Raw genomic sequence first — 16,515 nt, 5'->3', positions numbered from 1 at the left:
CCCACTACCCGACCCTTTCATGATCGCAGCCGCGACGACAAGGTCAACGGCAGAAAAACGCCCCCGAAGAACGGCATTTCCCCTGTTTGGACGTAAAAAAGCGGGAACCGGCCCACTTGCCGGTTCCCGCCCTTCTCGGCGCAGGAGCGATCAGGCTTTGTCGAAGCGGAAGATGCCGTTCTCCACCGTGACGCGAATCCTGTCCTTCGGTCCGAAGCGCCCTTCCAGGATCGCCTTGGCGAGCGGGTTCTCGATGAGGTCCTGGATCGCGCGCTTCAAGGGACGCGCACCGTAGACCGGATCGTAGCCCGCCTTGGCGAGTTCGCGCAGCGCCTCTTCCGTCACCTCCAGGGTCATGTCCATGCGCGCGAGCCGCGCCTCGAGCCGGCGCAGCTGGATGCGCGCCACTCCGGCGATGTGCTCCTCGGCGAGCGGATGGAACACCACCACCTCGTCGATGCGGTTGAGGAACTCGGGCCGGAAGAACCCGCGCACCTCGGCGAGCACGGCCAACTTGATCACCTGATAGTCGTCCCCCGACATCTGCATGATGCGCTGGCTGCCGAGGTTGGACGTCATCACGATCACCGTGTTGCGGAAGTCCACCGTGCGCCCCTGTCCGTCGGTGAGCCGACCGTCGTCGAGCACCTGCAGCAGCACGTTGAACACGTCCGGGTGCGCCTTCTCCACCTCGTCGAAGAGGATCACGCTATAGGGCTTGCGCCGCACCTGCTCGGTGAGATAGCCCCCTTCCTCGTAGCCGACGTAGCCCGGAGGCGCACCGATGAGCCGCGCCACGGAGTGTTTCTCCATGTACTCGCTCATGTCGACGCGGATCATGTGATCCTCGGAATCGAAGAGGAAGTCGGCGAGCGCCTTGCACAGCTCCGTCTTCCCGACCCCCGTAGGTCCGAGGAAGAGGAAGGAGCCGATGGGACGGTTCTCGTCGCCCAACCCCGCGCGCGAGCGCCGGATGGCGTCGGAGACCAAGCGTACCGCCTCGTCCTGTCCCACCACCCGCTGATGCAGATGCTCTTCCATCTTGAGGAGCTTTTCGCGCTCGCTCTGCATCATCTTGCTCACGGGAATGCCCGTCATGCGCGAAACCACCTCGGCGATCTCTTCGGCGCCGACCTGGGTGCGCAAGAGCTTGAACGGCGCGCCGGATTTCTCCGCCTCCTCGGCCTGCTTCAGCTCGGCCTCGAGCTGCGGCAGCCGTCCATATTGGATCTCGGCCACTTTGTCGAGCAGCCCCTTGCGCTGATACTCCAGCATCTGCGCGCGCAGCCGGTCGATCTCTTCCTTGAGGTGCTTGGTCCCCTGGATGCGCGCCTTCTCGGCCTTCCACACCTCTTCGAGCTCGCTGTATTCGCGCTGCAACCGCTCGAGCTCTTCCTCGATGAGCTTCAGGCGCCGCTGCGAGGCCTCGTCCTTCTCCTTCTTCACCGCCTCGCGCTCGATCTTGAGCTGGATGATGCGCCGCTCGAGCTTGTCGAGCGCCTCCGGCTTGGAGTCGATCTCCATCTTGATGCGCGCGGCCGCCTCGTCGATGAGGTCGATCGCCTTGTCCGGCAGGAAGCGGTCGGTGATGTAGCGGTGCGAGAGCTCGGCCGCGGCGACGATGGCCGGGTCGGTGATCTCCACCCCGTGGTGGATCTCGTACTTCTCCTGCAGACCGCGCAAGATGGCGATGGTCTGCTCCACCGTGGGTTCTTCCACCATCACTTTCTGGAAACGGCGCTCGAGCGCGGCATCCTTCTCGATGTACTTGCGGTACTCGTCGAGCGTGGTCGCGCCGATGCAATGCAGCTCACCGCGCGCGAGCGCAGGCTTGAGCATGTTGCCCGCATCGAGCGCCCCTTCGGCCTTGCCCGCGCCCACCACGGTGTGGATCTCGTCGATGAAGAGGATGATGCGCCCCTCTTCCTTGGTGATCTCGGTGAGGATGGCTTTCAGGCGCTCCTCGAACTCGCCGCGGTACTTGGCCCCGGCAATGAGCGCGGCCATGTCGAGCGCCAGGATGCGCTTGTCGCGCAGGCTCTCGGGAACCTCGCCGTTGACGATGCGCTGCGCCAGCCCCTCGACGATGGCGGTCTTGCCCACGCCGGGCTCGCCGATGAGCACGGGGTTGTTCTTGGTGCGCCGCTGCAGGATCTGGATGGTGCGCCGGATCTCGTCGTCGCGCCCGATCACCGGATCGAGCTTGCCGCGGCGCGCCCGCTCGGTGAGGTCGATGGTGTACTTCTCCAATACCCCGCGCTGCGCCTCGGCCTCGGGCGTCTCCACCTTCTGCCCGCCGCGCATCTGCTCGATGGCCGCCTCCAGCGCCTTGCGGTTCAGGCCGTGCTCACGCGCGATGCGCCCCGTCTCGCCCTTGTCCTCGGTGAGCGCGAGCAGGAACATCTCGGTGGCGATGTAGGGGTCGCCGCGCTTCTGCGCCTCGCGGTCGGTGAGGTTCAGGAGATTGGCCAGATCGCGCCCGATCTGCACCTCCCCGCCCGTGCCCTGCACCTGCGGCAGCGCATCGATCGCCTGGTGCAAGGCCGCCTTGAGTCCGGCCACATTGACGCCGGCGCGCTGCAGCAGGCTCACGCTCGAGCCGTCTTCCTGCTCGAGCAGCGCCAGCAGCAGATGCTGCGGCTCGATGAACTGGTTGTCGTGCCCCACCGCGATGCTCTGCGCCTCTTGCAGCGCCTGCTGGAACTTGGTGGTGAGCTTGTCGAATCTCATGGAGGACTCCGTCGAAGAAAATTGTCGATGCCTTGTATATAGGCTCCGGCCCGGGGAAATTCAAGACCGACGGAGAAAAATGCCATACAATTTATACGATGGCATTGTGCGCTGCATCACTTTTTTCTTGCACCCCTGCATGAACGATGCTATAGTGAAAAAAACTTTTTGTCGACGTCGCTACATCCTACCTCGGGAGCCAACCATGAAGAATCAGACCAATTTCGCGCAATTGCAGCAAAAACAGCTGGAAAACGCGATGAAATTCACCCAGATGGCCATCGACAATACCCAGCGCCTGCTCGCGCTGCAGATCGAAACCGCCAAGGCGCTCTTCGAAGAAGGTGCGCGCAGCACCCAAGCCCTGCTCGCCGCCCAGGCCCCCGAAGAGCAGCTCAAGCTGCGTCAGGAATTCGCGCAGAAATCGGCCGAGAAAATCATGGGCTGCATCAACGAGATCGCCCAGCTCACCGTCAAGGCCCAGGCCGAGCTCAACCGCCTCGTCTCCGAAGCGATCACCACGGGTTCCCAGGAATGGACGCAGGCCATGCAGTCGCTCGGCACCAACCTGCCGAAAATGGGCAGTGAAGACCCGATGAAAGCCGTGCAGAGCGCCATCGACCAGTCCCGCGCCGTGCTCGAGCAAATGTCGAAGATGACCACCGAAGCCTGGCAGAACATGATCTCCGGCGCCCAGCAAACAACGCAAGGCGGCGCCAAGAAGTAATCGCCCCCTACGAAGCGGGCGGGCCGCTCACCAGCGGCGTGCCCGTTTTTCGTCCGACTCCCTCGCCTCGACCCAACGGGCGACCCCTTCCGTTTCTTCCTTCTTCCAGAAGGGCGCCTCGGTCTTGAGGCGATCGATCAAAAATTCACACGCCGCAAACGCATCTGCGCGATGGCGACTCGCCACGCCCACGAACACGATGCGCTCGCCCGGCATCAATCGCCCCACGCGGTGGATCACCGTCACTGCGATCAAAGACCAACGGCGGCGCGCCTCCTCGACCAGAGCCTCGAGCGACTTCTCGGTCATGCCAGGATAATGCTCCAGAGTCATCGACCGCACTTCGCCGCCGCGCACGGTGCCGACGAAGCTCACCACGGCGCCCACCTCGGGCGAAGCCCCCTGTAGCCGTTCGTCTTCGGCCCCCACGTCGAAGTCTTCGATCTGCACCCGGACGGTCCACATCGTCTCACCCCCCCGTCACTGGTGGGAAAAACGCCACCTCGTCGCCGTCCCGCACCGGTTCGTCCCAGGCGCAGAGCGCCTGGTTGCGGGCACAGCGCAGCGTCTTCCACGTCACGAGCGGCGCCCACGCCTCTCCCCTGGCACCGAGCCAGGCGCGCAGCGCCGCCATCGTCTCGACCCCCGCCGGCAGCGCCACCGATTCCTCGGCGAGCGGCAAGGCATCGCGCAGCGCCGCGAAATAGAGCACTCTCACCGCCATCTCTGCCCCTCCTTCCCTTCGATCCTCATCCCAGCAAACGCGCAAAAGGACGGTAGCGGACCAGGTCCCCTTCGCGGATAGGGGTGGCCGGCGGCACCTCGACCAGGCCGTCGGCCCAGACGAGGGAAGCGAGCATCGCCGATCCCTGATCGGGATGGAGCACCGCCCGACCCCGGGCATCGAGCCGGGCCCGCAGGAATTCCCGCCGTGGATCGGCCTTCAGGCGGGTGAAGCCCGCCTCCACCCACAGGGGCGGATCCAGCACTTCCCGCACCCCTTGCAGGCGCAACAGGAACGGACGGACGAAGAGGACGAAGGTGACGAAAGCGGAGACCGGATTCCCCGGCAGCCCCAGGAAGTGCGCCGCCCCGAGGCGCCCGTAGGCAAGCGGCTTGCCCGGCTTGATCGCCAGTTTCCACAGGTCCAGCCGCCCTTCCTGCCGCACGGCGGCCACGACGTGATCCTCCTCCCCTACGGAGACCCCGCCACTCGTCAGGACGACGTCCGCCCCGTCGGCCGTCCGCCGCAGCGCCGCCCGGGTTTCTTCGAAACGATCCGGCACCACGCCGTAATCCTCGACCAGGCAGCCGAGCTCTTTGAGCAAGGCGCGCAGCAGATAGCGGTTCGAATTGTAGATCTGGCCTGGACCGAGCGGCTGTCCCGGCATCACCAGCTCGTCGCCCGTCGAAAAGAGCGCCACGCGGACGCGGCGGCGCACCGGCAGGGTAGCATACCCCACGGCGGCCGCAAGGCCCAGCGCCTGCGGACTCAGGCGGGTGCCCGCCGTCAGGATCTCGCATCCCAGGGCGATTTCACTGCCCGCCCGCCGCACCGATTCCCACGGATACGGAACGTGGTGGAAGATGACTTCGTCTCCTTCCACCTCCACCCGCTCCTGCATCACGACCGCATCGGCCCCCTCGGGCAAGGGCGCACCGGTGAAGATGCGCGCGGCGCTGCCCGGCTCGAGCGGCACGCCGACCGAGCCCGCCGGAATTCGCTGGCGTACCGGCAGACGCGCGCCAAGGTGCGCGACGTCGGCGCAGCGCACGGCATAGCCATCCATCGCCGCCGTGTCCTGGCGGGGCAAGGCGATCGGAGAATAGAGGGTCTCCGACAAGACGCGCCGCTCCGCCTCCAGCGTCTCGATCAGTTCTTCTTCGAGCACCGGCTCCGCGGCCGTGAGCAAGCGGGACAAGCCCTCTTCGAACGACATCAGGCTTTGCGCCATTTCCTTTTCCTCTCTTGGGGATTCATTGTGCCCCGCCTTCCTGAGGACTTTAGGGCGAAGGGCATTCTCCGCGCGCCTCGCAGGCAAGCGTCGCCAGGAAGGACTCTGCCCGTGCCACTTCGCGCGACCGCGCCATGGGCGGCAGACTGGACCACAGAATCTTACCGTAACCGCGCGTCGCCATGCGCGGATCGCAGATACACAGCACGCCGCGGTCGCGCTCGCTGCGGATGAGCCGTCCCGCACCCTGTTTGAGTTGGATCGTAGCACGCGGCAACTGCAACAAGGCAAAGGGCGACTCCCCCTGCGCTTCGAGCCGGGCCATGCGCGCGGCGAGCACGGGATCGTCTGGCGGGGCGAACGGCAGCTTGTCGATGATGACGAGCGAGAGCGCCTCGCCGGCGACGTCCACTCCTTCCCAGAAACTCTGGCTGCCGACGAGTACGGCCCGCGGCGTGGCGCGAAAGCGCTCGAGCAGGGCATGGCGCGATCCTTCGCCCTGCACCATCACCGTGTACTCTACCCCCAAGCGCGCTCGCAGACCCTCACCCAGGCGCTGCATCGCCTTGAGCGAGGTACAAAGCACGAAAGCCCGCCCTTCGGCGGCACGGATCAGCCGCTCGGCCAATTCCTCCACCGCCGGCAGATGCTGCGGCGAACCCGGCTCCGGCATCCCTTGGGGCACCAGCAGCAAAGCCTGGCGGCGATAGTCGAACGGGCTCGCCCAGATTCCTTCCCGCACCGGCAGTTCCTCGTCGAACAGGCCAAGGTCACGGCGAAAATGCGCGAACGAACCGGCCACTGCGAGCGTCGCCGAAGTCATCACCCAGGCCCGCTCCCCGCCGCCGATGAGCCGGGAAAAAGCCGGCCCCGCTTCGATCGGCGTACGGTGCAGGGTGAGCCGCGTGCCGACCGCCTCCACCCAATGCACGAAGCGCTCCTCCCCTTCGCCCCACTGGGTGAGCAGGCGCTCCAAGGCCTCGGCCCTGGCCGCGAGCCGCGGCAGGTTCTCGCTGCGTTCCTGCTGGCTTGCCAGCGCCTCACGCAAGGCCGCCGCACTCGCCGTCAAGGTCTGCAGGGCCGATTCGAACCCGACGGCCTGCTCCAGCGCCTGCTGCCGCGGCCAGCGCAGCGTCTCGGCCGGCAGGCTCAGCCGCAGGTCCTTCACCGCCTTGTCGAAGGCGTCGATCGCCTCGCGTAGCGGCCGGAAATCCGGCGCCGCCACCAGCGCCTCCACCCGGGCATCGCGCACGAGCTCCAAGCACTGGCTCGACGCCAGGCTCTCACCGAAGAAAACCGCCGCGAGCTCGGGCAGCTGATGCGCCTCGTCGAACACCACCAGGTCCGCCTCGGGCAAGAGACCGCCCACCCCCTCGTCGCGCAGCACCAGATCGGAGAAAAAGAGGTGGTGGTTCACCACCACGCACTCGGCCTCCTGCGCCGCGCGCCGCGCCTTCATGAGGAAGCACTCCTGCCAATGAGGACAGTCCTGACCGAGACAGTTGTCGCGCGAGGACGTGGCGAAGACCCAGGCGAAGGCATCCTCGGGCACTTCGGGACATTCCGCCTTGTCGCCGGACGTCGTGTGCTGGGCGAAGCGCGCGATGCGACGCAAGAGCGCCGCATCTTCGGCGGTGGTGAAGCGGCCGTGGGCAAGATTGCGTTCGAGGTGGTAGTGGCAAACGTAGTTCTGGCGCCCCTTGAGGAGCGCCGTTCGCACCGGAATCTTCAACGCCTCCTTCAGACGCGGCAGGTCACGGTGAAAGAGCTGATCCTGCAAGGTCTTCGTGCCGGTCGACACGATCACCTTGCGCCCGGAGAGCAAGGCCGGCAGCAGATAGGCAAAGGTCTTGCCGGTGCCGGTGCCGGCCTCGGCGAGCAGCACCGCTTTCTCCTCGATGGCGCGGACCACCGCGAGCGCCATCTCGTGCTGCTGCGGCCGATGGACGAAACCGGGAATCGCCGCGGCGAGCCGTCCGCCCGGGCCGAGCTCCTCTTCGATGCGCGCCTCGAGCGTCTCCCCGTCCATTGCCGCTTCCGTCAGCCGGGCCGATGGGCTTCGGCCAGATAATCGCGCGTGCGCATCTCGATCAGGCGGCTCGCGGTACGGGCGAACTCGTGCGCGTTCAAGCCCTCACGGTAGAGCTCCTGCGGTTCGGCTGCGGCGGTGGCGATCAGTTTCACCCGATGATCGTAGAGCACGTCGATGAGCCAGGTGAAGCGCCGCGCCTGCGAGGACTGCGCCGGCCCCATGCGGGGAATGCCGCTCAGGAGCACCGTGTCGTGTTCGCGCGCGATTTCCAGGTAGTCGTTCTGCGAGCGCGGCCCGTCGCACAGCGCCGCGAAGGTGAACCAGATCACGTCTTGGTGCCGGCCGAGATAGGGAATCTCGCGCTCGAAGAGCTCGAGCATGCCTGGCACGGGATCTTGGCCCGTCAGGCGCCGAAAGTCCTCTCGCAATTTCGCCTCGTTCTCCGGCGAAGGCGGCACGAGGTAGAGCTCGACGTTCTCCAGGGTACGCAGGCGGTAGTCGGTGCCGGAATCGACCTCCAGCACGTCGAAGGTGCGTTCGATGAGCGCGATGGTGGGCAGAAAATTCACCCGCATGAGCCCATTGGGATAGAGCCCGTGCGGGGGATAGTTCGAGGTGAGCACGAAGGCCACGCCGCGCGCGAGCAGCGCTTCCAGCAGCCGCCCCAGGATCATGGCATCGGCGATGTCCGAGACGTGGAATTCGTCGAAACACAGCAGCCGCACCTCGGCGGCGATGTCCTCGGCCACCTTCGCCAAGGGATCGGGCACTTCGCGGTGCCGCCGCAGGTCTTCATGCACGCGCTGCATGAAGGCATGGAAATGCACCCGGCGCTTGGCGGCAAAGGGACAAGCGGCAAAGAACACGTCCATCACGAAGCTCTTGCCGCGCCCCACCCCGCCCCAGAGGTAGACGCTGCGCACCGCCGGCTCGGGCGGCGCCGTCTCCTTGGCCGCGAAGACGCGGCGCAGCAAGCCCAGCGGCGAGCGCGACGATCCTTCGGTGCGCGACCGGGCCCCTGCGCCGCGGCACAGGTCCTCGCACAGCCGCTGGAGGCGCTCGACGGCGCGGCGCTGCGCCGGATCAGGACGATAGCCCCGCTCGGCGAGCGCCGCCTCATAGGCCGCGACGATGTCGCCCGCCGCAGCCGCAACCTGCTCGGCCATCAGAAATGCAGAGGCCGGCGATCGACCGCCAGCGCCGCCTCGTGCATCACCTCGGACAGCGTCGGGTGGGCATGGCAGATGCGCGCAATGTCCTCGGCAGCGGCGCCGAACTCCAGCGCTACCACCGCCTCGGCGATGAGCTCGGAGGCGTTCGCCCCGATGATGTGCACGCCCAGGATACGGTCGGTCTTGGCACAGGCGATCATCTTGATGAAACCCTGCGGCGCCCCCATGCCCAACGCCCGACCGTTGGCAAGGAAGGGGATCTTGCCGACGCGATACTCCGCGCCCTCGGCCTTGAGCTGGGCTTCGGTCTTGCCCACCCAGGCGATCTCGGGCGCCGTGTAGATCACCCACGGGATGGCGTCGTAATTCACGTGCCCCGCCTGCCCGGCGATGCGCTCGGCCACCATCACCCCTTCTTCCATCGCCTTGTGCGCGAGCATGGGACCGCGCACCACGTCGCCCACCGCCCAGACGTTGGGCAGGTTGGTGCGGCAGTGCTCATCGACCGCGATCTGGCCGCGCTCATTGACCTGCAACCCGACTTCCTCGGCGCCGAGCCCTTCGGTATTGGGCACACGCCCCACCGAGACGATGACTCGGTCGGCCTCCAGCGTCTGCTCCTTGCCCTCCTGGTCGCGGTAGCGCAAAACCGCCCCGTCACCCTTCAGCTCGGCCCCCTCGATGGTGACGCCGAACTGGAACTTCAAGCCCTGCTTGGTGAAGAGCGACAGTGCCTCCTTGGCCACGTCCGCGTCGGCGGCGGCAAGGAAGTCGGGCAGCGCTTCGAGGATGGTCACTTCCGACCCCAGACGGCGCCACACCGACCCCATCTCGAGCCCGATCACGCCCGCACCGACGATGACGAGCCGCTCGGGCACGACCTGCAGCTCGAGCGCTCCCACGTTGTCGCACACGATGCGGTTGTCTACCGGCAGGTTCGGCAGGTGACGCGCCTTGGAGCCAGTGGCCACGATCACGTGCTTGGCGAGCACCGTCTCCTCGCCCACGCGGATTTGCCAGGATTCCCCCTCGCGGCCGAGAAACCGCCCGTGGCCCGGCAGCAAGCTCACCTTGTTCTTGCGAAAGAGCCCCTTGATCCCCTGGGTGAGCTGGGTGACGATGCCAGCCTTGCGCTGCATCATCGCCGGCACGTCGATCGCGAGCCCCTGGACACGAATGCCTTGACCGGCAAACGTATGCGCCGCCTCTTCATAGAGGTGCGACGTGTGCAGCAGCGCCTTCGACGGAATGCAGCCCACGTTGAGGCAGGTGCCGCCCAGGCGCGGTTCGCCCTTGGGGTCGGCATACGGGTTGGATTCACAACAAGCAGTCTTGAAGCCGAGCTGTGCGGCGCGGATGGCCGCGACGTAACCGCCGGGCCCGCCGCCGATCACCAGTACGTCGAAACTTTGCATCGATCCTTCCTCCTCGTGACGAAAAAGGGGCGGCCCGCGCCGCCCCCGCGGCACTCACACGCCAAAGAGCAGGCGCGCCGGATCTTCCAGAGCCTCTTTGATCGTCACGAGTCCCAGCACCGCCTCGCGCCCGTCGATGATTCGATGGTCGTACGAAAGCGCCAGGTAGTTGATCGGACGGATCACGATCTGGCCGTTCTCGACCACCGGACGGTCTTTGGTGGCGTGGATGCCGAGGATGGCCGATTGCGGCGGGTTGATGATCGGCGTGGAGAGCATGGAGCCGAACACCCCGCCGTTGGAGATGGAGAAGGTACCTCCAGTGAGATCTTCGAGCGACAGACGTCCATCCTTGGCCTTGGCACCGAACTCGGCGATCTTCTGCTCGATCTCGGCCATGGAGAGCTGGTCGGCGTCGCGCAGGATGGGCACCACCAGACCGCGCGGCGAACCCACGGCGATGCCGATGTCGATGTAGCCGTGGTAGATGATGTCGTCGCCATCGACCGAGGCGTTGAGGATGGGAAACTTCTTCAAGGCGGCGCAGGCGGCCTTGACGAAGAAGCTCATGAAGCCAAGGCGCACGCCGTGTTCCTTCTCGAACTTCTCACCGTACTTCTTGCGCAGCTCAATGACCGCGGCCATGTTGACCTCGTTGAAGGTGGTCAGCATGGCGTTTTCGTTCTTCGACTGCAGCAGGCGTTCGGCGATGCGCTTGCGCAGCTTGGTCATGGGCACGCGCTGCTCGGGACGCTCCCCGCTCACGGCGACGGGCGGCACGGCGGGCGCAGCGGCCACGACCGGCTTGGCAGCCGCCGGCTGAGCCGCGAGCGCGTCTTCCTTGGTGATGCGTCCGCCGCGCCCGCTACCGGCGACGCTCTCGGGCGCCACCCCTTTTTCTTCCAGGATCTTGCGCGCGGCAGGGCTCGCCACGGCAGCCGTCGCTGCGGCTTGGGCCGCGGGCTGGGCCGTCGGTGCAGGCGCCGCAGCCGCCGCCGGCTCACCGGCAGACGGTTTGGCCTCGGTATCGATCTGGGCGATCACCTCGCCCGAGGTGACGGGAGCCCCATCCCCCTTGAGGATCTTCACCAGCACCCCATCGGCGGGGGCGGGCGTCTCGAGCACCACTTTGTCGGTCTCGATATCGACGAGGTTCTCGTCGCGACGGACGAATTCCCCTTCCTTCTTGTGCCAGGCCACCAGCGAGGCTTCGGCCACCGATTCGGACAGCTGCGGCACTTTCACTTCGATCAACATATCATTCTCCTGACGGTCTGGTAGGCGCTCAATCGGCCAGGATCGGGCCAAACGCCCCCTCGATCACGGCTTTCTGCTGTGCCACGTGCTTGGCGAGATAGCCCACGGCGGGCGAGGAACTGGCTGGGCGAGACACGAGCAACAGCCGACGACCGCGCCCGAGCTCGTTCTTCAGGTGCTGGCGCGACAGCAGCCAGTACCACACGCCCTGGTTGCGCGGCTCTTCCTGTACCCAGACAAGCTCTTTGGCCTGGGCGAAAGGCTTGAGGGCGGCGTTGAGCGCCTCGGCCGGGAAGGGATAGAGCTGCTCCAACCGGATGATGGCCGTATCGTCGATCCCTTTCTCGCGCCGGTAGGCGAGCAGCTCGTAATAGATCTTGCCCTGGCACAGCAGCACGCGCTTGACCTTCTTCGGCGCGAGCTCTTCGACTTCGCCGATCACGGTCCGATAGCCGCCGCGCAGGAAGTCCTCCATGGGGGAAGCGGCCTCTTTCAGGCGCAGCAGCGACTTGGGCGTGAACACCACCAGGGGCTTGCGCACGCGCCGCAGCATCTGGCGGCGCAGCAGATGGAAGATCTGCGCTGCGTTGGTAGGCACGCACACCTGCCAGTTGCGCTCGGCCGACAGCTGCAGATAACGCTCGATGCGCGCCGAAGAGTGCTCGGGCCCTTGCCCCTCATAGCCGTGCGGCAGCAGCAAGGTGAGCCCGCACAAGCGCCCCCACTTGGCTTCGCCCGAGGCGATGAACTGGTCGATCACCACCTGCGCGCCGTTGGCGAAATCGCCGAACTGTGCCTCCCAGATGGTGAGCTGGTTCGGCTCGGTGATGGCATAGCCGTAGTCGAAGCCCAGCGTCCCTTCTTCCGAGAGGGTGGAATCGTAGACGTAGAACGGCGCCTGCCCTTCCTGGATGTTCTGCAGCGGAACGTAGGTGCCTTCGTCGCGCCGCTCGCGCTTCTGGTCGTGCAGCACCGCGTGGCGGTGGAAGAAGGTACCGCGGCCCACGTCCTCGCCCGAGAGCCGCACGCCGAACCCTTGCGCGACCAAGGAAGCATAAGCGAGATTCTCGCCAAAGCCCCAGTCGGCCGGCATCTCGCCACGCCCCATCGCCCGCCGGTCCTCGATGATCTTCTGCACCCGCGGATGCAGCTCGAAACCTTCGGGGATCGTGGTGAGCCGCTCGGCCAGGCGCCGGTATTCGGCCGCCGGAATGGACGTGTCGCACTCGTCGGTGTATTCCTGCCGGATGAACGGGGTCCAGTCGATGGCGTGCTTGCGCACGACGTTGGCCACTACCGGGTTGTAGAGGAGCTCGCCCCGGTCGAGATGTTCGCGGTATTCCTGGATGTAGCGCTCGGGGTCGTCCGGGGCGATCACGCCGCTCTGCACGAGGTGATCGGCATAGAGTTTGCGCGTACCCGGATGCTGCCGGACACGGCGATACATCAGCGGCTGGGTCACCGCCGGCTCGTCCTGTTCGTTGTGCCCGAGCTTGCGGAAGCACACGATGTCCACCACCACGTCTTTCTTGAACTCCTTGCGGAATTCCATGGCGAGCTGCATCACGAAGGCCACCGCCTCGGGATCGTCGCCATTGACGTGGAAGATGGGCGCCTCCGCCATCTTGAAGATGTCGGTGCAGTAGGTCGAGGAGCGCAGGTCGCGCGGATCGGACGTGGTAAAGCCGATCTGGTTGTTGATGACGATATGCACCGCGCCGCCCACGCCATAGCCGCGCGTCTGGGCAAAGTTGAGCACCTCCTGGTTCACCCCCTGCCCGGCCACCGCCGCGTCGCCGTGGATGATGATCGGCACGACCTGATCCTTGGCTTCCGCCGGGTCGCGGCGCTGCTGGCGGGCGTAGGCCGAGCCGAGCACGACGGGGTTGACGATCTCGAGGTGCGAGGGGTTGAACATGAGCGAGAGGTGCACCGGCCCGCCCGGGGTGAGCACGTCGCTCGAAAAGCCCATGTGGTACTTCACGTCGCCGGCGGTGAGCTCTTCGGCCTTCTTGCCTTCGAATTCGGCAAAGAGCATGGCCGGCGGCTTGCCAAGGACATTGACCAGCACGTTGAGACGCCCGCGGTGCGCCATGCCGATGACGACCTCCTGCGCCCCGTGCCGGCCGGCCACGCGGATCGCCTCGTCGAGCGCAACGATGGCCGACTCGCCCCCTTCGAGCGAGAAGCGTTTCTGGCCTACGTAGCGGGTGTGCAGGTAGCGCTCCAGGGTTTCGGCCGCGGTGAGCCGCTCGAGGATGCGCTTCTGCTGATCGACCGTGAGTCTCGCCTTGCCATGCACCGGCTCGAAGCGCGCCTGCAGCCAGCGTTTCTGCGCCGTGTCGGTGAGGTACATGTACTCGACGCCCACGGTGCGGCAATACGTCTGACGCAGCGCCTCGAGGATCTCGCGCAACGTGGCCGTCTGCTTCTCCAGCCCGCGGAAGGAGCCGACGTTGAACTCGCGGTTGAGGTCGGCTTCCGTGAGCCCGTACGTGGCCGGTTCGAGCTCCTCGACGCGCGGCTTCTCGTGCATCTTCAGGGGGTCGATGTCGGCCACACGGTGCCCGAGGAAGCGGTGCGCGTTGATGAGCTGCAGCACGCCCACCTGGCGCTGGCCATCGTCGGTACCGGCCTTGACGAAACGCACCGGCCCCATCTTGGCCATCTGCTCGAACGCAGCGCGGATCGGGGCGTGCGGCACCTCCTGCTCTGGCCCTGGCCCCTGGCGCAGAGCGTCGAAATAATGCCGCCACTCTTCGGGGACCGAATCCGGATCGGCGAGATAGTGCTCGTAGAGCTCCTCGACGAACGGGGCGTTGGCCCCGAAGAGGACGGTCGTGTCCTGGAATTCCTTGTACATGGGGATTCTCTCTTTCAGGCTCGAGCCTGTATTCCGATCATACGGCGCTTCAGCCCCGAGCTTCCAGCGGCACGACGTCGCGGCGCGGAGCACCGACATAGAGCTGACGCGGACGGCCGATCTTGTATTCGGGATCGGTGATCATCTCTTCCCACTGCGAGAACCAGCCCACGGTGCGCGCGAGCGCGAAGATGCAGGTGAACATCGAGGTCGGGATACCGATGGCACGCTGCACGATGCCGGAGTAGAAGTCCACGTTGGGGTAGAGCTTCTTCTCGACGAAGTATTCGTCTTCCAGCGCGATCTTCTCCAGCGCCATGGCCAGCTTGAAGAGCCGGTCGTTTTCCAGCCCCAGCTCCTGCAGCACCTCGTAGCAGATCTTGCGCATGAGCTTGGCGCGCGGATCGTAGTTCTTGTAGACGCGATGGCCGAAGCCCATGAGCTTGAAGGGATCGTTCTTGTCCTTGGCCCGCTTGATGTACTCGCCCACTCGCGAGACGTCGCCGATCTCCTCGAGCATGCGCAGACAGGCCTCGTTGGCGCCGCCGTGCGCCGGCCCCCACAGGCAGGCGATGCCGGCGGAAATACAGGCGAAGGGGTTCGCGCCGGAGGAACCGGCCAGGCGCACGGTGGAAGTGGAAGCGTTCTGCTCGTGATCGGCGTGCAGCGTGAAGATCACGTCCATGGCGCGCACCAGCACCGGGTTGGGCTCGTACTTCTCGCAGGGCGTGCCAAACATCATGTGCAGGAAGTTCGCGGCGTACGAGAGGTCGTTGCGCGGATACATGAAGGGCTGGCCCACGTTGTACTTGTAAGCCATGGCCACGATGGTGGGCATCTTGGCCACCAGACGGATGAAGGAGATCGTGCGGTGCTCGGCGTCGCCGAAATCGAGCACGTCGTGGTAGAAAGCCGAAAGAGCCCCCACCACCCCGACCATCACCGCCATGGGATGCGCGTCGCGGCGAAAGCCGGTGAAGAAACGGTTCATCTGGTCGTGCAGCATGTTGTGACGCCGCACGCGGTTGTCGAAGTCTTCCAGTTCGGCCTTGGAGGGAAGCTCGCCGTTGCGCAGCAGATAGGCCACCTCGATGAAGGAGCACTGCTCGGCCAGCTGCTCGATGGGATAGCCGCGGTAGAGGAGCTCCCCTTTGTCTCCGTCGATGTAGGTGATGGAAGAGCGGCAGCTCGCGGTGGAGAGAAAACCGGGGTCGTAGGTGAAATGCCCCGTCTCGGCCCCGAGCTTGCGGATGTCGATCACGTCGTTGCCGAGCGTGCCCGAGAGGATGGGATAGTGATATTCCTTGCCGTCGATGACGAGCGTCGCCTTGCGTTCCGTGCTCATGCGTTTTCTCCTTGATTTTCGAGGGATCCCCGTCCCTCTTCACCCATCAGGCGCGTGCGTCGATGCCTTCTCACGCCGCGCAGTTTCTCGACCATCCCGACCCAGCGTGGCGACGGAATGGGTCGGGTACCGTTGACGAGGGCCCAGAGTTCATGGTCTTCCAGTGCCAGCAGCTCTTCCAGAATTGCGAGTTCCTCGTCGTCGAGCCGCTCGAACTCGACCGCCAGGAAATCCTGGAAGATCAGGTCGAGTTCGAGCAGGGCCCGCCGGCAGTGCCAGCGGATCCGTCCCTTGGGGCTCGTCATACCGCACGCGAGACCATCAGCTCCTTGATCTTGCCGATGGCCTTGGTGGGGTTGAGATGCTTGGGACAGACGTCGACGCAGTTCATGATCGTATGGCAGCGGAAGAGCCGATACGGATCGTTGAGATCGTCGAGCCGCTGGCTGGTGGCCGTGTCGCGCGTATCGGCGATGAAACGGTAGGCGTTCAACAACCCGGCCGGGCCGACGAACTTGTCCGGGTTCCACCAGAAGGACGGACAGGAAGTCGAGCAGCACGCGCACAGGATGCACTCATAGACGCCGTTCAGCTCCTCGCGCTCCTCGGGCGTCTGCAGGCGCTCGCGCTCGGGTGGAGGATCGTCGTTGATGAGATACGGCGTGATCGAATGGTACTGCTTGAAGAACTGCGTCATGTCGACGATGAGGTCGCGGATCACCGGCAGGCCCGGCAGCGGCCGCAGCACGATGGGCTGTGTCAGGCTGTCGATGTCGGTGAGGCAGGCCAGACCGTTCTTGCCGTTGATGTTCATCGCATCCGACCCGCACACCCCTTCGCGACAGGAGCGGCGGAACGACAGCGAATCATCCTTGGCCTTGAGGCGCACCAGCGCCTGCAGCAGCTTTTTGTCGGTCGGCTCGAGCTCGACCGAAATGTCTTGCATGTAGGGTTTCTGATCCTTGTCGGGATCGTAGCGATAGATGCGGAACTGCACCACTCGGGTCATGGTCGGTTCT

13 protein-coding genes are annotated in these 16,515 nt (G+C 65.6%); 1 reads left to right on the top strand and 12 read right to left on the bottom strand.

Going from position 1 to position 16,515, the window contains the following annotated elements; genetic code table 11:
- Positions 1-150 precede the first annotated feature (150 nt).
- Positions 151-2,730, bottom strand: coding sequence for an ATP-dependent chaperone ClpB (clpB, locus tag EPD82_RS04555; RefSeq protein ID WP_141055775.1), 2,580 nt, complete (start codon positions 2,728-2,730; stop codon positions 151-153).
- 205 nt (positions 2,731-2,935) lie between these two features.
- On the opposite strand from clpB, the gene EPD82_RS11905 reads away from it, so the two are divergent.
- The gene (locus tag EPD82_RS11905) at positions 2,936-3,457 is read left to right on the top strand and encodes a phasin family protein (protein WP_170210786.1); all 522 of its coding nucleotides are present in this window, start codon (positions 2,936-2,938) and stop codon (positions 3,455-3,457) included.
- A gap of 27 nt (positions 3,458-3,484) precedes the next feature.
- Here the strand turns inward: EPD82_RS11905 and moaE are convergent, their stop codons facing one another.
- From moaE to EPD82_RS04495, 11 genes are read right to left on the bottom strand one after another with little or no spacing between them, the layout of a single operon-like run.
- On the bottom strand, positions 3,485-3,922 hold the full coding sequence (gene moaE, locus EPD82_RS04545) for a molybdopterin synthase catalytic subunit MoaE (RefSeq protein WP_141055771.1): 438 nt from the start codon (positions 3,920-3,922) through the stop codon (positions 3,485-3,487).
- Positions 3,923-3,926: 4 nt separating this feature from the next.
- Positions 3,927-4,181 (bottom strand): molybdopterin converting factor subunit 1, encoded by a 255-nt coding sequence (gene moaD, locus EPD82_RS04540; protein WP_141055768.1) that lies wholly within the window; start codon positions 4,179-4,181, stop codon positions 3,927-3,929.
- 25 nt (positions 4,182-4,206) lie between these two features.
- Complete coding sequence (locus EPD82_RS04535; protein ID WP_141055765.1) at positions 4,207-5,412, bottom strand: molybdopterin molybdotransferase MoeA; 1,206 nt, start codon at positions 5,410-5,412, stop codon at positions 4,207-4,209.
- Between the two features lie 49 nt (positions 5,413-5,461).
- Entirely contained in the window at positions 5,462-7,441 is a 1,980-nt protein-coding gene (locus EPD82_RS04530) for a DNA repair helicase YoaA (RefSeq protein WP_055423668.1), read from the bottom strand.
- 11 nt (positions 7,442-7,452) lie between these two features.
- Positions 7,453-8,610 carry a cell division protein ZapE gene (gene zapE / locus EPD82_RS04525; RefSeq protein ID WP_055423667.1) on the bottom strand — a complete coding sequence of 386 codons (1,158 nt, stop codon included), beginning with the start codon at positions 8,608-8,610 and terminating at the stop codon, positions 7,453-7,455.
- Positions 8,610-10,031 carry a dihydrolipoyl dehydrogenase gene (gene lpdA / locus EPD82_RS04520; protein WP_055423666.1) on the bottom strand — a complete coding sequence of 474 codons (1,422 nt, stop codon included), beginning with the start codon at positions 10,029-10,031 and terminating at the stop codon, positions 8,610-8,612. Before lpdA ends, zapE begins: the two co-directional genes overlap by 1 nt.
- Before the next feature lie 54 nt (positions 10,032-10,085).
- The gene (gene odhB / locus EPD82_RS04515) at positions 10,086-11,288 is read right to left on the bottom strand and encodes a 2-oxoglutarate dehydrogenase complex dihydrolipoyllysine-residue succinyltransferase (protein WP_055423665.1); all 1,203 of its coding nucleotides are present in this window, start codon (positions 11,286-11,288) and stop codon (positions 10,086-10,088) included.
- Between the two features lie 28 nt (positions 11,289-11,316).
- Positions 11,317-14,151 (bottom strand): 2-oxoglutarate dehydrogenase E1 component, encoded by a 2,835-nt coding sequence (locus EPD82_RS04510; protein WP_055423664.1) that lies wholly within the window; start codon positions 14,149-14,151, stop codon positions 11,317-11,319.
- A gap of 49 nt (positions 14,152-14,200) precedes the next feature.
- Positions 14,201-15,496 carry a citrate synthase gene (gltA, locus tag EPD82_RS04505; protein ID WP_055423663.1) on the bottom strand — a complete coding sequence of 432 codons (1,296 nt, stop codon included), beginning with the start codon at positions 15,494-15,496 and terminating at the stop codon, positions 14,201-14,203.
- On the bottom strand, positions 15,493-15,801 hold the full coding sequence (locus EPD82_RS04500; RefSeq protein WP_072247945.1) for a succinate dehydrogenase assembly factor 2: 309 nt from the start codon (positions 15,799-15,801) through the stop codon (positions 15,493-15,495). The genes gltA and EPD82_RS04500 overlap by 4 nt, the downstream gene beginning before the upstream one ends.
- The gene (locus EPD82_RS04495) at positions 15,798-16,505 is read right to left on the bottom strand and encodes a succinate dehydrogenase iron-sulfur subunit (RefSeq protein WP_055423662.1); all 708 of its coding nucleotides are present in this window, start codon (positions 16,503-16,505) and stop codon (positions 15,798-15,800) included. The genes EPD82_RS04500 and EPD82_RS04495 overlap by 4 nt, the downstream gene beginning before the upstream one ends.
- Positions 16,506-16,515: the final 10 nt, after the last annotated feature.

Source organism: Tepidiphilus succinatimandens, assembly GCF_006503695.1.
Taxonomy (GTDB): Bacteria; Pseudomonadota; Gammaproteobacteria; order Burkholderiales; family Rhodocyclaceae; genus Tepidiphilus; species Tepidiphilus succinatimandens.
The sequence above is the reverse complement of the archived record's forward strand: the minus strand, read 5'-3'. Positions and strand labels throughout refer to the sequence as shown.

Excerpts from the sequence above, each read along its gene's own strand:
- odhB (WP_055423665.1), bottom strand. The coding sequence starts at position 11,288 with ATGTTGATCGAAGTGAAAGTGCCGCAGCTGTCCGAATCGGTGGCCGAA.
- EPD82_RS04510 (WP_055423664.1), bottom strand. The coding sequence starts at position 14,151 with ATGTACAAGGAATTCCAGGACACGACCGTCCTCTTCGGGGCCAACGCC.
- moaD (WP_141055768.1), bottom strand. The coding sequence starts at position 4,181 with ATGGCGGTGAGAGTGCTCTATTTCGCGGCGCTGCGCGATGCCTTGCCG.
- zapE (WP_055423667.1), bottom strand. The coding sequence starts at position 8,610 with ATGGCCGAGCAGGTTGCGGCTGCGGCGGGCGACATCGTCGCGGCCTAT.
- EPD82_RS04530 (WP_055423668.1), bottom strand. The coding sequence starts at position 7,441 with ATGGACGGGGAGACGCTCGAGGCGCGCATCGAAGAGGAGCTCGGCCCG.
- clpB (WP_141055775.1), bottom strand. The coding sequence starts at position 2,730 with ATGAGATTCGACAAGCTCACCACCAAGTTCCAGCAGGCGCTGCAAGAG.
- gltA (WP_055423663.1), bottom strand. The coding sequence starts at position 15,496 with ATGAGCACGGAACGCAAGGCGACGCTCGTCATCGACGGCAAGGAATAT.
- moaE (WP_141055771.1), bottom strand. The coding sequence starts at position 3,922 with ATGTGGACCGTCCGGGTGCAGATCGAAGACTTCGACGTGGGGGCCGAA.
- EPD82_RS04500 (WP_072247945.1), bottom strand. The coding sequence starts at position 15,801 with ATGACGAGCCCCAAGGGACGGATCCGCTGGCACTGCCGGCGGGCCCTG.
- EPD82_RS11905 (WP_170210786.1), top strand. The coding sequence starts at position 2,936 with ATGAAGAATCAGACCAATTTCGCGCAATTGCAGCAAAAACAGCTGGAA.
- EPD82_RS04495 (WP_055423662.1), bottom strand. The coding sequence starts at position 16,505 with ATGACCCGAGTGGTGCAGTTCCGCATCTATCGCTACGATCCCGACAAG.
- EPD82_RS04535 (WP_141055765.1), bottom strand. The coding sequence starts at position 5,412 with ATGGCGCAAAGCCTGATGTCGTTCGAAGAGGGCTTGTCCCGCTTGCTC.
- lpdA (WP_055423666.1), bottom strand. The coding sequence starts at position 10,031 with ATGCAAAGTTTCGACGTACTGGTGATCGGCGGCGGGCCCGGCGGTTAC.